The sequence below is a fragment of the Elizabethkingia sp. YR214 genome, from assembly GCF_003058195.1.
Lineage (GTDB): Bacteria > Bacteroidota > Bacteroidia > Flavobacteriales > Weeksellaceae > Elizabethkingia.
Genome location: NZ_QBUH01000001.1, coordinates 234,273 through 249,137, shown reverse-complemented (window position 1 = coordinate 249,137; position 14,865 = coordinate 234,273). Strand labels below are relative to the sequence as shown.

At 36.1% G+C, this 14,865-nt stretch carries 10 protein-coding genes; 6 read left to right on the top strand and 4 right to left on the bottom strand.

What is annotated here, in order from left to right; all coding sequences use genetic code 11:
* Positions 1–61 precede the first annotated feature (61 nt).
* The gene (metK, locus tag C8J95_RS01020) at positions 62–1,342 is read left to right on the top strand and encodes a methionine adenosyltransferase (RefSeq protein WP_107807244.1); all 1,281 of its coding nucleotides are present in this window, start codon (positions 62–64) and stop codon (positions 1,340–1,342) included.
* Positions 1,343–1,468: 126 nt separating this feature from the next.
* Positions 1,469–2,065, top strand: a complete 597-nt coding sequence (locus C8J95_RS01015; protein WP_009086893.1) for a superoxide dismutase — start codon at positions 1,469–1,471, stop codon at positions 2,063–2,065.
* Positions 2,066–2,111: 46 nt separating this feature from the next.
* Here the strand turns inward: C8J95_RS01015 and C8J95_RS01010 are convergent, their stop codons facing one another.
* Both C8J95_RS01010 and C8J95_RS01005 read right to left on the bottom strand, forming a co-directional pair.
* Positions 2,112–2,855, bottom strand: a complete 744-nt coding sequence (locus tag C8J95_RS01010) for an NUDIX domain-containing protein (RefSeq protein ID WP_107807243.1) — start codon at positions 2,853–2,855, stop codon at positions 2,112–2,114.
* A 7-nt stretch (positions 2,856–2,862) separates the two neighbouring features.
* Positions 2,863–4,014, bottom strand: coding sequence for a sugar MFS transporter (locus C8J95_RS01005; protein WP_255412694.1), 1,152 nt, complete (start codon positions 4,012–4,014; stop codon positions 2,863–2,865).
* 154 nt (positions 4,015–4,168) lie between these two features.
* On the opposite strand from C8J95_RS01005, the gene C8J95_RS01000 reads away from it, so the two are divergent.
* Both C8J95_RS01000 and C8J95_RS00995 read left to right on the top strand, forming a co-directional pair.
* Entirely contained in the window at positions 4,169–7,105 is a 2,937-nt protein-coding gene (locus C8J95_RS01000) for a TonB-dependent receptor (protein WP_107807241.1), read from the top strand.
* A gap of 13 nt (positions 7,106–7,118) precedes the next feature.
* Complete coding sequence (locus C8J95_RS00995) at positions 7,119–8,660, top strand: RagB/SusD family nutrient uptake outer membrane protein (RefSeq protein ID WP_107807585.1); 1,542 nt, start codon at positions 7,119–7,121, stop codon at positions 8,658–8,660.
* A gap of 99 nt (positions 8,661–8,759) precedes the next feature.
* On the opposite strand, the gene C8J95_RS00990 is transcribed toward C8J95_RS00995, so the two are convergent.
* Together C8J95_RS00990 and C8J95_RS00985 are read right to left on the bottom strand one after the other, a co-directional pair.
* Positions 8,760–9,182 carry a DUF6146 family protein gene (locus C8J95_RS00990; RefSeq protein ID WP_107807240.1) on the bottom strand — a complete coding sequence of 141 codons (423 nt, stop codon included), beginning with the start codon at positions 9,180–9,182 and terminating at the stop codon, positions 8,760–8,762.
* A 72-nt stretch (positions 9,183–9,254) separates the two neighbouring features.
* A complete protein-coding gene (locus tag C8J95_RS00985) occupies positions 9,255–10,448 on the bottom strand; it encodes an endonuclease (RefSeq protein WP_107807239.1) in 1,194 nt (397 codons plus the stop codon).
* Between the two features lie 148 nt (positions 10,449–10,596).
* Between C8J95_RS00985 and C8J95_RS00980 the strand changes: the two genes are divergently transcribed.
* On the top strand, positions 10,597–13,440 hold the full coding sequence (locus C8J95_RS00980; RefSeq protein WP_107807238.1) for a carboxypeptidase-like regulatory domain-containing protein: 2,844 nt from the start codon (positions 10,597–10,599) through the stop codon (positions 13,438–13,440).
* A gap of 16 nt (positions 13,441–13,456) precedes the next feature.
* Complete coding sequence (locus C8J95_RS00975) at positions 13,457–14,860, top strand: DUF5689 domain-containing protein (RefSeq protein ID WP_107807584.1); 1,404 nt, start codon at positions 13,457–13,459, stop codon at positions 14,858–14,860.
* Positions 14,861–14,865: the final 5 nt, after the last annotated feature.

The window sequence follows — 14,865 nt, the reverse complement described above, 5'->3', positions numbered from 1 at the left end:
TATTTCTTGTCTTTTCAATCAGTGCATATTCCAGTATTTTAACACAATAATATATTGTATTATGCCATATTTATTTACATCAGAATCTGTTTCTGAAGGACACCCGGATAAAATTGCAGATCAGATATCCGATGCCCTAATTGATAATTTCTTAGCTTATGATAAAGATTCCAAAGTAGCATGTGAAACTTTGGTAACGACTGGTCAGGTTGTATTAGCCGGAGAAGTAAAATCTTCAGCTTATTTAGATGTACAGCATATTGCCAGAGAAGTAATTAACGGAATTGGTTATACCAAAGGAGAATACATGTTTAATGGTGATTCTTGTGGTGTAATTTCAGCAATTCATGAGCAGTCTCCGGATATTAATCAGGGAGTTGACAGAAAAGTTACTGATGAGAGCTTCGAGGCTAAAGCGAATGCACAGGGAGCAGGAGACCAGGGTATGATGTTTGGTTATGCAACCAATGAAACGGCTAATTATATGCCTTTAGCACTTGATTTAGCACACTCTATTCTAAGAGAACTATCAGCGATAAGAAGAGAAAGTAAAGAGATTACTTATCTTCGTCCGGATGCTAAAAGCCAGGTAACTATCGAATATTCAGATGATCATAAGCCAATCCGTATAGATTCTATCGTTGTTTCTACACAGCATGATGATTTTGCTTCTGAAGAAGAAATGTTGTCTAAAATCCGTGAGGATATCAAAAATATATTAATTCCGAGAGTTGTTGCGACTCAACCAGAACATATTCAGGTATTATTCAACGATCAGATCAAATATCACATTAACCCGACAGGTAAATTTGTGATTGGTGGTCCTCATGGTGATACAGGTCTTACAGGAAGAAAGATCATCGTAGATACTTATGGTGGTAAAGGAGCACACGGTGGTGGTGCTTTCTCTGGAAAAGATCCTTCTAAAGTAGACAGAAGTGCAGCTTATGCAACCCGTCATATTGCTAAAAACCTTGTTGCTGCAGGAGTTGCAGACGAAGTTTTAGTGCAGGTTTCTTATGCAATTGGTGTTGCAGAGCCTTGTGGTTTATTCATCAATACTTACGGAACTTCTAAAGTTGGTTTAACTGATGGTGAGATCGCTAACAAAGTTTCAAAAGTATTCGACCTTCGTCCGTATGCTATTGAACAGAATCTGAAACTTAGAAATCCTATTTATCAGGAAACAGCTTCTTATGGCCATATGGGGAAAGAATATTATGTGGCAGACAAAACTTTTAACAGAGGATCTGCTAATGAACTTACACTAAAAGATCTTGAATTCTTCACATGGGAAAAGCTCGACAGAGTGGACGATATCAAAAAAGAATTTGGATTATAAATCATATCAAAGCCGTTTCTAGTAAACGGCTTTTTCTATGTTAAAGATTTATAAAATTTAAAAATCAAATTAGCTTTGCCGGGTTTTATTCCTTAATTTTGAGTATTAACTTTAAAATTATTAAAAATGTCATTTGAATTACCAAAATTAGGATATGCTTACGATGCATTAGAACCAACTATCGATGCTCAGACAATGGAAATACACTACACAAAGCACCACCAGGCTTATGTAGATAACCTTAATAAGGCAATTGCAGGAACTGATCTTGAAGGTAAAACTATCGAGGAAGTAATTAAGGAAGGTAGCGACAAACCAGCTGTTAGAAACAATGGTGGAGGTCACTTCAATCATACATTATTCTGGGAGATTTTGACTCCAGGCGGATCAAAAGAGCCGGTAGGAAAAGTAAAAGAAGCTATCGAAAATTATGGCGGTCTTGAAAAATTCAAAACTGATTTCGCTGAAGCTGCTAAAACAAGATTTGGTTCAGGATGGGCTTGGTTAATTAAAAATGCAGACGGATCTGTATCTGTTGGCTCTACCGCTAATCAGGACAGCCCAATCACTCCGGGAGCTGGTGTTGCAGGTACACCTGTATTAGGTATTGATGTATGGGAGCATGCTTACTACCTAAAGTATCAGAACAAGAGACCTGACTATGTGACGGCTTTTTTTGATGTAATCAACTGGGATAAAGTAGAAGAGAATTATAACAAATAAGACTTTTCTTCAGCATAAAAAAGGGAACACATTCTGTTCCCTTTTTTTATTTTTTGAATTTGTAGTAGTATGGAGCTTTGTTTGCTGATCCGTCGAATTTCTTTTCCAGTCGTTCCAGAAAATCAAGGCTTAGCATTTTTCTCTGAAAATTATTCCTTCTAAGGGGTTCTCCTAAAATACATTCATATAAATTTTGCAACTCCTTCATGGTAAATTTTTCTGGTAACAGATTGCTTCCGTAGATTTTGTAGTCCAGGTTTTTACGTAAAAATTCCATGCCTTTTTCAATAATATCGCGGTGGTCAAATGCTATTTCCTTAGGAAGATTATGAACATCAAACCATTCGCACTTTTCACTAAATGCATCCGGGAATGTAGAAGACAAAGTATAATCTATAAGTGCATAATAACCTATACTAATGTGTCGCTCGAAAAGCCAGTGATCTTTCGGAAGATCTATCTCCTTATTTTTTGTAAGCCGGTTGTGGATATCTGATTCTGTACGGTTCTTGTTACCAAAAGTATAAAACTGTTCCAGAAATATTTCATCCAGATGAGTTCTTTCGTATAACAATCTGTAAGCCGCATCATCTACATTTTCATCTCTAAAGATAAATCCACCGGGTAGTGCCCAGGTATCAAGATTGAAGTACTTAAGCATCAGAACCTTCAGGCTTTTATTATGAAAACCAAAAATCACGCAGTCTATTGAAAGCTGTCTGATAAAATCATTAGTTTCAACAAGGGTCTGTAGGTTATTATTGGTTTCAGAAGTTGTATTTTTTTTCATATAGTATTTATGAGATTGGTTTTCGTTTGTAATTTAAAAATAATGCAGATAATGCTATTGTTGGCAAAAATAGTAAAGTAAATGCATATTCTGGTTGTATATGATCCAGAGTAAGACCAATAACCAAAGAACTTGTACACGAAGCCAGAGATGAAAAGACAATAATAAGTCCCAAAAGAGTGCCTCTTTCCTGTTCATTTGGTAAGCTGTAGAGCTGATGTGCATTGATAATAGGGTATAACGGGCCAATAAAAAAGCCCATACAAGGGATAAGATATAAAAATACCTGATGTGGTTTTTCGAATATAAGTATACCGCTAATACAGGACACAATAATAAGAATGGATACTAATAGCCCTGCAAACAGCTTGCTCCAGGAACGTTTAAGAATCAGCATGCCATAAATAATTCTTCCGGCAAGTGCTGAAAAGGCAAATATTACAGTGGTTTGTGTGGCTGAGAACGGATCGGCATTGAATATAGCCTTAGAATATGTTGGAAGCCATGTTGTAAAACTTTGTTCAGTTATTATGATAAAAAAGACGATTGCCAGAAATAAGAAAGACTTTTTCATCACTTGCCAGCTGCTTAATGCTATTGTGCTTTTCTGATCGGATGTGTTGGTATAGGCTTTTTGCCATGCAGATTTTCCGAAGTATAGAAAGCCCATTGTTAAAAGATTGAAAAAAGCAATTACCCAAAAGCCATATTTCCATAGATATGGTGAAGAACTTCCCATAATAAGTCCAAAAATAAGGTTTACTATAACGATTCCTGCCATAAAAGAGGCTTCGATAAACTGCATAAAACGACTGCCATTTTCCTCTGCTTTACTCAGGTTAATGGTAATGTAGAGTACAGAAATTTTCACCAGTATAAAACATAATCCGATTAACAAGAACCAGATTTTGAAAAACCAAAAATCATTGACAAAAGGCGTTATGATACATAGAATAAAGGCTATGGATAAACCTATTATAATAGAGTTAAGGTGACCTATCCGAGGGATGTAACGAGATATAAATGCTGCCAGCAAGGCAATAGGTAAATCTTTAAATACTTCTAATGAACCAAGGAGGACGAATTTTTTTTGTCCAAAATAATTAAGAATAACAATGCTTAAACAGTTCAAAAGCATTGAAAATGTAAAAAAACTCATTGCGAGTCCTATTTTTAGTGAATTTTTTTTGCCCAAAAACGAATATTTAGTATTCAAAAATAAGCTTTTATAACCGATGAATATTAAGAAAAGTTAAATTTTTTGTTAACATATCATAATATTTATTATTATTGTCTCTAAGAGAGATAATAATATGAAACAATCACCAATTCGTAATCTAAGCTTAATTGCTGTTTTATATTTTACAGCAAATATTAATGCACAGCAGTCGAAAAAGGATACGACTGCTAATGAGAAAAAGATTGAAGAGGTAGTAGTCATTGGGTACGGGACACAGAAAAAAAGTAATGTTACCGGGGCTATTGCCAGTATAAAAGCAAAGGACCTAGAAAATGTTCCAGCCGGAAGACCAGAGCAGGTCTTGCAAGGTAGGGCTTCAGGGGTTTCTGTAGTGTCCAACTCCGGACAACCCGGATCTTCAGCAACCATTAGAGTAAGAGGTATTACCAGTTTTGGCGCCGGTAACGATCCCTTGTGGATTGTAGATGGTATTGCCGTGGATAACATAGGTTTCCTGAATCAGTCGGATATTGAAAGTATAGAAGTGTTGAAGGATGGTGCTTCCTCAGCTATTTACGGGGTTTCGGCAGCTCGTGGAGTTGTTCTGGTTACCACTAAGAAGGGAAAAAAAGGAAAGCTGACATTATCTTATAACGGTTTCTATGGAATTGGAAGTGCAGCAAAGAAATTGGATCTGTTGAATGCATCTGAATATGCAATGATTGTTAACGAAAAAAGGATTAACAATAATGAGCAGCCATTTTTCTCAAACCCTTCTTCTCTTGGAGTAGGAACAGACTGGCAGAAACAAATATTCAATACGGCAGCTAAAACATCGCATGATATTACTGTAAGCGGAGGAAATGATAAGTCTACTTACTTTGGTTCTTTTGGTTATTTTGATCAGGAAGGGATTGTGATGCGGGATATTTCACATTATAAGAGATATACAGCAAGATTGAACTCTACACATCAGGTATTGCCTTTTTTAACGTTAGGGCAGACTTTGAATTATACGCATACCAAATCACAGGGAATTAATGCTAATGGTGAATTTGGCGGACCTTTAAGTTCGGCGATCAATTTAGATCCTACAACGCCTGTTGTGGAAACAGATCCGGCAAAACTAAACGGACCTAATTATAGCAACCAGTATATTATTAGAGATCCGCAAGGCAGGCCCTATGGTATTTCTTCTTTAGTTAATCAGGAAATGGCCAATCCACTGGCATTTCAGCAGACCCAGCAAGGTAATTATAATTGGACAGACGACTTTGTAGGAAATGTTTTTGGTGAACTGAAACTATTAAAGGATTTTAAAGTTCGGTCAGCATTGAATGGTAAACTTTCGTACTGGGGTAATCAGAGTTTTACACCGCTTTATTATTTAAGTCCAACTTATAGTAATACAGGAAAAAACAATCTAACCAGAGCTACAAACAGGAAGTTTGAATGGAGTATGGAAAATACCATTAATTACCATAAAAAGGTAGGTGAACATACTTTTGATGTATTAGCGGGGCAAGGTGTTTATCTATATAATATTGCAGAAGGGCAAACAACCACTTATACTAACCTACCTGTAAACAATTGGCGAGATGCATCTTTTAATTTTGATGTAAGTCAGAGTGACAGAACAACATCTGCCTATGATGGTATTCAGGCTAAAAAAACATCGTACTTCGGAAGAGTAATTTATGATTATGCAGGTAAGTATTTATTCACAGGTACAATCAGAAGAGATGGTTCTTCGAAATTCGGATCAAATAAAGTATGGGGGACTTTTCCTGCCTTCTCACTAGGATGGGTTGTTTCTAATGAAAGCTTTTGGCCGCAAAATAAGGTGGTTAATATGCTGAAAATTAGAGGAGGCTATGGAGAAACGGGTAATGATGCTATTGGTGACTTCTTATTTAAATCAACTATTGTTGGTAAAAGTAACTATCCATTTTATTCAGTACGCGAGGGCGAATTTATCAATATCGGATACCGCTTGAGAACTTTGGCAAACGAAAACTTGGCTTGGGAAAGAACTGCACAAACCAATATTGCTGTTGATTTAAAATTGTTCAATAATTTCAGCTTAACAGTTGATGCTTATCAGAAGAAAACCACAGGAATCCTGAGATATTATGACATCCCGGGATATGTAGGTATTACGGATTTACCAGCTGCTAATATTGCCGATATGTCTAATAAAGGGATTGAAGTAGAATTGGGTTATAAAAAAAGCTTTTCGGATGATTTCGGAATTTCTGTAAATGGAAATTTCTCTTACCTGAAGAATGAAATTCTTTCATTGGAAGATAATAAATTATGGACAACCACCAGTGATGCAGGTTTTCAGTCTATGGGAGATGTGCAGAGACTTCAGGTTGGGCAGCCTTATTCCTCCTTCTTTGGTCTGAAGCATAACGGTGTATTCCAGAATCAAACGGAAATTAACTCATATAGAAATGCGAAAGGACAACTTATTCAGCCGGATGCCAAACCAGGAGATTTCCGTTGGGTAGATACTAATGGTGATGGGGTTATTGATAACAATGATTACACTTATCTGGGTAATGCCATTCCTAAGTTTACTTTTGGTTTGACGGTGAATCTTAATTATAAGAATTTTGACTTAATGCTATTTGCACAAGGGCAGGCAGGGAATAAAGTATTCCAGGGGCTGCGTAGATTAGATCTTCAGGATGCCAATTATCAGAGAGAAGTGCTGAACCGTTGGCATGGAGAGGGTACATCTTATGATTATCCGCGTTTAACAACCAATGATACAAACAGAAACTTTAGCTGGATGTCAGATTTTTACCTACAAAAAGGAGATTACCTAAGGCTGAAGTTGGTACAGATAGGTTATACTTTGCCAAAAGATGTGGTAAAAAGCTTTGGTGCAAGCAGAGTAAGATTTTATGTAACAGGAGAGAATCTAGTAACCTTCACGAAATATACAGGTTATGATCCTGAAGTTGCAGGTGTAAATACAAATGATAAAAATGTTTTGGGTATAGATAGAGCTTATTATCCACAGGCCAGAACTTTCATTTTTGGAGCTAACATTGAATTTTAAGATGAATATTACAATGAAAAATTATATAAAAAATAAAACGATCTCTGGATTATGTGTGGCTGTTTTATCACTTGGAGCTATACAATCATGTAGTTCCGATTATGTAGAAGATGTTCAGAATAAAGGAGCTTTCAATACTGATGAATTTTTTAAAGACAGAAATCAGGCTTTTCAGGCATTGATAGGGGTCTATGATCCTATTAATAAATATGCTGCAGGTTTTGAGAATACAATTACTTTTTTTAATGCTGCCTCAGATGATTTTAATGCAGGAGGAGGAAATGCTACGGATGGAATAGGTATACAAAGTTTTTCTAATTATTCAATAGACTCTTATAAAATACCACAGAGTTACTGGAATAATTATTTCCAGGGAATAGCAAGAGCAAATTTATTATTGGATAAGCTTTCCGCAGTACCAATGGATACTAACGAAAAAGCAAGATTTAATGCTGAGGCACTGGCTCTACGATCTATTTATTATTTCGAGTTGCTAAGAATGTTTGGGAATATTCCGTTAATGCTAAAGCCTATTCTCAGTTCTCAGGACAATTTGTATAATGTACCACAGGAAGATCCTAAAAAGATTTACCAGCAGATTGAAACCGACTTGCTAACTGCGATTGCTGCTTTACCAGCAATAGTGGCAGATGGTGAGAAAGGAAGACTAAGCCAGGGAGCAGCAAAGGCAATGTTGGGGAAAATTTATTTATATGATGGAAAGAAAGATCTGGCAGCAGCACAATTTGCAGATGTAAATGGCACTCCGGGTGGAACCAGCCAATATGGCTATAAACTTCTGGCTAATTATAATGATCTGTGGAGTTTTGGTAGTAAATTCAATACAGAATCGGTACTCGAAATTGTATATACAAGTAAAGGTAGTACAGATTGGGGATGGTGGGGTCAAGGAAATGATGAAGGAAATTCTGTAAACCAGATGATAGGTCCCAGATCTTTTAATAGAACTAAGGCTGGTGTAGCTGCTAATGCTCCGGATATATATTCGGGAGGATGGGCATTTAATCCGGTTACGGAGGATCTTTATAATTTTATGAAAGACGATCCTAGGCTGAATGCAACTATAATGAATGTGAAAAAACTTGTTGCAGATGGATATGCTACCTATGGGGCCGCTTATAAAGATACAGGCTATTTTCTGAATAAATTCCTGCCAATGCAGTCTAACAAAACGACAGGAACAGGACCGGTTGAACTTAATTTTAATCAGGATATATATGCTATTCGTTTGGCAGATACCTATCTGATGGAAGCAGAAGCACTAAATGCTTCCGGAGCCAGAGCTCAGGCATTGCTGGACGCCGTAAGGCAAAGAGTGGGGCTGCCATCCGTACCCGTTTCTATGCAGGCTATAAAAGATGAGAGGAGAAGAGAACTCGCCGGTGAAGGACACCGTTGGTTTGATTTGGTAAGATGGGGAGATGCACCTGTAGTACTTGGAAACAGAGGATTTAAGCCAAATAAAAATGAAATTCTTCCGATACCATATAAGGAATTAATCAATACCGTAATTAAACAAAACCCAGGATACTAATTTTAATATGAAAGTTTTTTCATATAGTTACTTTAACTTCAATGCAATTGCCGGATTATATCCGGCAATTGTTATTATAATATTAATGGCAAAAATATTTTATCTCAAGCCTTCTACGTTGCTAAGGCTGTATAGTTTCAGTCCGTATTTCCATCTGACATAAACAAATACCTGATAAAGCCTGTACTCGAAATCCATTCCGTATTTTTCGTTTGGATCATAATCAATCTGAGATTCTACAATGTTCCTATATCTTCCGGACATATATAAACTGTTCCATTCGTTTACCAGAATCGTATTTCTGCTTTTAAGATAAGATTCTGTATACATGGATTTAGGTCTTGCTCTGGTAAGCAGGAAGTTTTCGTAGTCTGTATCGAAAACAGTAAGCTCCCATTCTCCATCGTCACCCTTTTCTACTTTTGCAGGCTGATGAGAGCCTTCGGTTGGAGGTGCAACATTTCTGGATGTACAGGAGAATGTCACTGCACTAAGGATAATGATAAAAATAAAGTTTTTCATAATCAATATTTTTAAATATATATCAAATTTAGTGCAAAAAAATAACCGCTTGGTTAGCGGTTATTAAATTTTTTATTGTGCAGATTTTTGCAGAATACTGAAAACCGGGAAATGGTCACTGTATCCTCCTGTAAATCGATCCCCATCCCATGATCTGAAAGGATAACCTTTATAGCTTCCTTCTTTATTGATGAGGTATCCCGGAGCATATACTTCGGTTGTATATACTGTATAATTTTTTTGTGCAGATCTTCCTTTGTCTCCGATTAGATTTTTTGAATAAATAATCTGGTCGAATAAATTTGGTGCATCCTGGTATGCTAAAGAAGCTACACCATTTTTAAACATTTTAAACATCGGATTAAAATATGGTGTTTCGTCACTTACTTTATCGATATCACCTGTAGCTTTTACATAATTTTTGAAACTTGGACTAACCGGATCGTCGTTAAAGTCACCCATTGCCATTAATCTGTATTCCGGATTGCTGTTTCTTATACTATCCATTTGCTGATTGAGCAGTGCTGCCGCTGCATTTCTTTTCGGAAGCGAAATAGCTTCACCACCTCTTCTGGAAGGCCAGTGATTTACAAAGAAGGCAAACTTTTCTCCGTCTAATTCTCCAAGAACAACTAATAAATCTCTGGTGTATTCACGCTTTCCGTTATTAAATATTTTTAGCTCTTTTTTCCATACTTTTTCAAGCTTGAAACGACTTTTTTGATAAATTAACCCATTGTCTATTCCTCTGGCATCATAAGAATTGAAATGAACAACTCCATATTTGTATTTTGCAAGCTGAGGTTGCTTTACCAGATCTTCAATAACCTGTCTGTTTTCCACTTCAACAAGACCTACAACTGCAGGAGCTGTTTTGGTATACTTACTGCCCAGTTCAGAAATAACCTGAGCAATATTCCCCAGTTTTTGCTGATAAACTTTCTCAGTATAATTTTTGGCACTTTGTGGCGTAAATTCACCATTCGAGTATTGCTGTCTTACGGCCTTCTTTCCTTTCAGAAGAGCATCACTCCATTGTCCTTTATAAGGCTCGTGTTCCAGAAACTGTATAGAATCTACAGGAATACTCCTGTGAAATGCAGGGTTACTTACATCTTTTGTTCCGTCAATATAATCTGCGGATTTATAGATGTCCCATAAATTTTCCACATTATAAAATCCTACAGCAGCAACTCTTCTTATATTACTTTGTGAAAAAAGTAATATATTCGTAAATAATAGAGTAATGAATAAAAATTTCCTCATGTCAGATTGGTTTGAAATTACAAAGATAACCGAAATAAATCTTTAATTTTACATGACATCAATGGGGTGGGCTCATACCCTCCGCTAAATAAAATTAAACTAAATTTGCGGAAAATGACCTCGATAATTACTAAACAATATTTAAGATATGATTAAAAAGCTATCATTGCTGTCATTGTTTACATTGCTGCCGGCATCTTTTTATTACGCGCAAACTACTGCTTTTGCGTATATTAAAGATACTGCGGGGAAACCTGTAGAGAGTGCGGATGTAAGCATGAAAGGATCATCGTATAGTGTAACAGCGGACAAGATTGGATATTTCCAATTTGTAGGCCTGAAGCCGGGACACTATCAGATTACAGTTTCAAAACCTCCTTTTGAATCTCAGATTGTAGAATTTGACGTTGAAGGAGGTAAAAAAAGACAGGATTTAGGTGTTATCAAATTATCCACTAATTTTAATGATATAGATCAAGGATTTACTATTCTTGATGACAGCGACCAGTCTGATGAGCTTAATAACCAATCAACAGTTGGTTTACTACAATCATCCAGAGATGTGTTTAGTAATATAGCAGCATTTGATCTTGGATTTTACTGGTTCCGCCCGAGAGGGATTGATTCGAGGCTAGGGGAAAATATGATTAATGGTGTTTCTACTGCACGTCCGGATACAGGAATGGTAGATTTTAGTACGTGGGGTGGACTTAATGAAATTACACGTTATCCGGAAATTGCGCTGAACCACAGTCCATCTGAATATGGTTTTGGTGGCGTAGGATCTGTATTTTATAAAAATACGAAAGCGAGTGATTACCGTAAAGGTAGCCAACTAACCTACTCTCTGACTAATCGTAACTACAATAACAGACTATCATACAGGTTCTCTTCCGGAATGAATAAGAAAGGGTGGGCATTTACGGGGATGATTGCCAGAAGATGGGCACAGGAAGGTATCCAGGACGGAACTTTCTACGATGCTATCAGTGGTTATCTTGGGGTTGAAAAGAAATTTAGTGATAAACATACTGTAACACTTAATGCTATTGGTTCTGATTACAGAAGAAGTACATCCAGTCCAAATACTCAGGAGGTATATGATTACAGAGGTATTCATTATAATGCTTATTGGGGATGGCAAGATGGAAGAAAACGTAGTGAAAGAGTAAAGACAGGATTCCTTCCAATGATTCAGCTAACAGATTATTGGAAAATTAACAAAAAATCTGAGCTATGGACAACTGTTTCTTACCAATTTGGAAAAGAAAAGAGTGCTCGTCTTGACTGGTATAAAGCCAATAATCCTTCTCCAACATATTACAGAAATTTACCTAGTTTCTATGCACCAGGAAGTAAGTTCTCAAATCCTGAGAGGTATGCGGAGTCACTAGATTCATGGCAGAATGATGATCAAAGATATACTCAGTTAGATTGGGATAGTTTCTATCGTAAAAATTCCGGAAACTATGAGCGTGAGTACGGAGGTAATAGAGCAGTTTATTTTCTGGAAAACGATGTGAAGAATAATAAAATCTGGAATTTTGCTACACATTATATTAATAATCTGAGTGATAAAGTAAAGCTTGTTTTAAACTTGTCTTATCAGAATTACTATTCAGAGCAATACAGAGAAGTTAAAGATCTTTTAGGAGCTGATTTTGCACTTAATCTGAATCCTTTCGAGAAAGAAGCAAAAGGTGGAAACTTTAATACCCTGGACAATAATGTTACTAAAAAAGTAGGAGATAAGATTGGTTATGATTATATCTACAGACGTCAGGATATTAATTTTAATCCGGGATTAAAATTCTCTACAGGAAGGTTTGATGCATTTATATCTGCTTTGGTAGGTTATTCAACCAATAGCAGAGAAGGTTTGTTCAATCACTACCTTTATGATAATTCATACGGAGAAAGTGGAGCACAGAACTTCTGGAATTTTGGGATGAAAGGGCAGTTGACTTATAAACTAAATGGTAGAATGTTCTTTGTTTATAACGGAGCATACTATTCTCAGTCGCCATTCCTTAACGATATCTTTATTAATCCGAGAGCTAATAATACTGTAGCTCCAAATATCAGAAGTACAGTTATAGATGCTAATGATCTTAGCTACATTATTTCTGCTCCAAATTTCAAATTGAGACTTACCGGATATATTACCAATAGTCAGAACGATACCGAAATACAAAGATATTTTGCAGATGGTGTATCTTTCAATACTTTGGATTCTCAGGGACAAGAAATTGAAGGGGATAACAGAGCAATGGTTACCCAAGTTCTTTCTAATGTAAATAAGAGAAACATGGGTGTTGAAGTTGGCGTTCAGGTAAAGATTACTCCGACTTTAACTGCAAGTGGTTTAGCAAGTATTGGTCAGTATACTTATACAAATAATCCAAAACTTTATTTTGCATCTGATGCAATGGGAACTTTCTTTGATTATAATAATAAAGGAGAGCTTGAAAGAAGGGATTACAAGGATTTAGGTGAATCTTATCTGAAGAATTACAAACAAGGAGGAACACCACAACAGGCTTTTTCGGTAGGCTTAAGATACAGCAGCCCGAAATACTGGTGGATTAGTGGTAACTGGAATTATTTACGTGATTCGTATCTGGATCCGGCTCCTGCAACCAGAACAAATTCATTTATTTATAATCCGAATACACCGGGAGTACCATATGATGGCATTACAGAAGCGGAATTAAGAAGGGTTCTGAAGCAGGTGAAATTACCTGAAGCATTTTTCTTTAATGCAAGTGCTGGGAAATCATGGATTATAGGGAAATATTATTTTGTGCTTTCAGCGACGGTTAATAATATTCTTAATAGCCACAAGTATATTACTGGAGGCTTTGAACAAACCAGAAATATTAATTATAAAAATTATGTTGAGGGCTTTAATCAGGAAAACCCAAGCTTTGCACCAAAGTATTTTTATTCACAGGGAAGATCTTATTTCTTCAATGTTCAGCTCCGTTTCTAACTTTAAAACTCAAAAAATGATTAATAAAATATATTTTAAAACACTATGCACTGTAACAGTTTTAACTGTAGTTAATTCGTGTGTAAAAAGTGACGATTACTCTGTACCACCTATTACATGTACAGACAAGTTTCCGGCAACTAATCATGCCTTGTCAGACCTTAATGCATTAGCTAAAGCAAATCCGGCTGAATCAGATATAATTAAGGAGGATTATATTGTGGATGCTTATGTATCTTCAAATGATCAGAGCGGAAATATTTACAAAGCTATTTTTGTTCAGGATAAACCTCAAAATCCTACTCAGGGGATTGAAATTGATGTTGATGAGGGAAATCAGTATACAAACTTTCCTGAAGGATCTAAAATCAGAATTAATCTGAAAGGATTAGTAGTGCAGGGGGTAAACAACAATATAAAAATAGGACCTTATGACCCAAATTATCCTGTTGGAAGAATAAACCCAAGAAGAATACCAAATCATATTGCAAGGTCTTGTGGAGAAAGCGGGCCTGTTGTTGCTAAAATGGTTCCTTTAGAATTTAATTCTATTAGTGAGGCTGTAAAAGATGGGGCACATGCCAACCAATTGGTGAAAATTAATCAGGTACAGTTTGAAGATGCTGAACTTAGCAAGACATTTGCGGAGACTGATAAAACATCAGACCGTTATATAACAGATAAAAAATCTAACAGATTAAATCTTAGATTTAGTAATTATGCGTCTTTCTCTACTACACCTATCTCTCCGAATTATGCTAAAAGTGGTAGTATAGTAGTTATTCTTAGCCGCTACACTAATCAGTTTAACAATGCTATTACGGAACAGGCTTATATAAGAAGTCTTGCAGATATTAGTTTTACAAAAGACAGATTCGAGCCAGGAGTCCCTGAAGCTCCTTCTGCTTCTGCGACTGTTCTTTTTAAAGGTGCTGATTTTGAAACTTGGTCTGACTTCTTAGGATCATTGAATAAGTTCGGATTGTTATATTCAAAACAAGGTATAGGTATGGGATATAATGGAGGGGCGGCTCTTCAGATTGATGCTACTCCTCTAAAAAATGATTTTGTATTTACGGCGTTAAATAATGCAACATTACCAGCAACTCCTAAACGAATCACATTCTATATAAAAGGAACAGCGGCGAGCAAAACATTATCATTTAATGTATACAAGGAAGGGGGGGCTTCTTATTATGCCTATAACCTAGGAACATTCAGAAATGGAGCAATGTTGGATTATGCTACTACCAATTCATATACAGGGTCAATTGATACTGGTGGTCAATGGAAATTAGTTGAATTGTCTTTAGATGGTATCACAGATATTAACAGAACAGCTGGAAAAAGTTTATTTGCTATAAAAGTAGGAAGTAACTCTGCATATAATATTCTTATTGATAATATTAAAATAGAATAATATAA

Coding starts and splice junctions, on each gene's coding strand:
- metK (WP_107807244.1), top strand. CDS start 62: ATGCCATATTTATTTACATCAGAATCTGTTTCTGAAGGACACCCGGAT.
- C8J95_RS01015 (WP_009086893.1), top strand. CDS start 1,469: ATGTCATTTGAATTACCAAAATTAGGATATGCTTACGATGCATTAGAA.
- C8J95_RS01010 (WP_107807243.1), bottom strand. CDS start 2,855: ATGAAAAAAAATACAACTTCTGAAACCAATAATAACCTACAGACCCTT.
- C8J95_RS01005 (WP_255412694.1), bottom strand. CDS start 4,014: ATGAGTTTTTTTACATTTTCAATGCTTTTGAACTGTTTAAGCATTGTT.
- C8J95_RS01000 (WP_107807241.1), top strand. CDS start 4,169: ATGAAACAATCACCAATTCGTAATCTAAGCTTAATTGCTGTTTTATAT.
- C8J95_RS00995 (WP_107807585.1), top strand. CDS start 7,119: ATGAAAAATTATATAAAAAATAAAACGATCTCTGGATTATGTGTGGCT.
- C8J95_RS00990 (WP_107807240.1), bottom strand. CDS start 9,182: ATGAAAAACTTTATTTTTATCATTATCCTTAGTGCAGTGACATTCTCC.
- C8J95_RS00985 (WP_107807239.1), bottom strand. CDS start 10,448: ATGAGGAAATTTTTATTCATTACTCTATTATTTACGAATATATTACTT.
- C8J95_RS00980 (WP_107807238.1), top strand. CDS start 10,597: ATGATTAAAAAGCTATCATTGCTGTCATTGTTTACATTGCTGCCGGCA.
- C8J95_RS00975 (WP_107807584.1), top strand. CDS start 13,457: ATGATTAATAAAATATATTTTAAAACACTATGCACTGTAACAGTTTTA.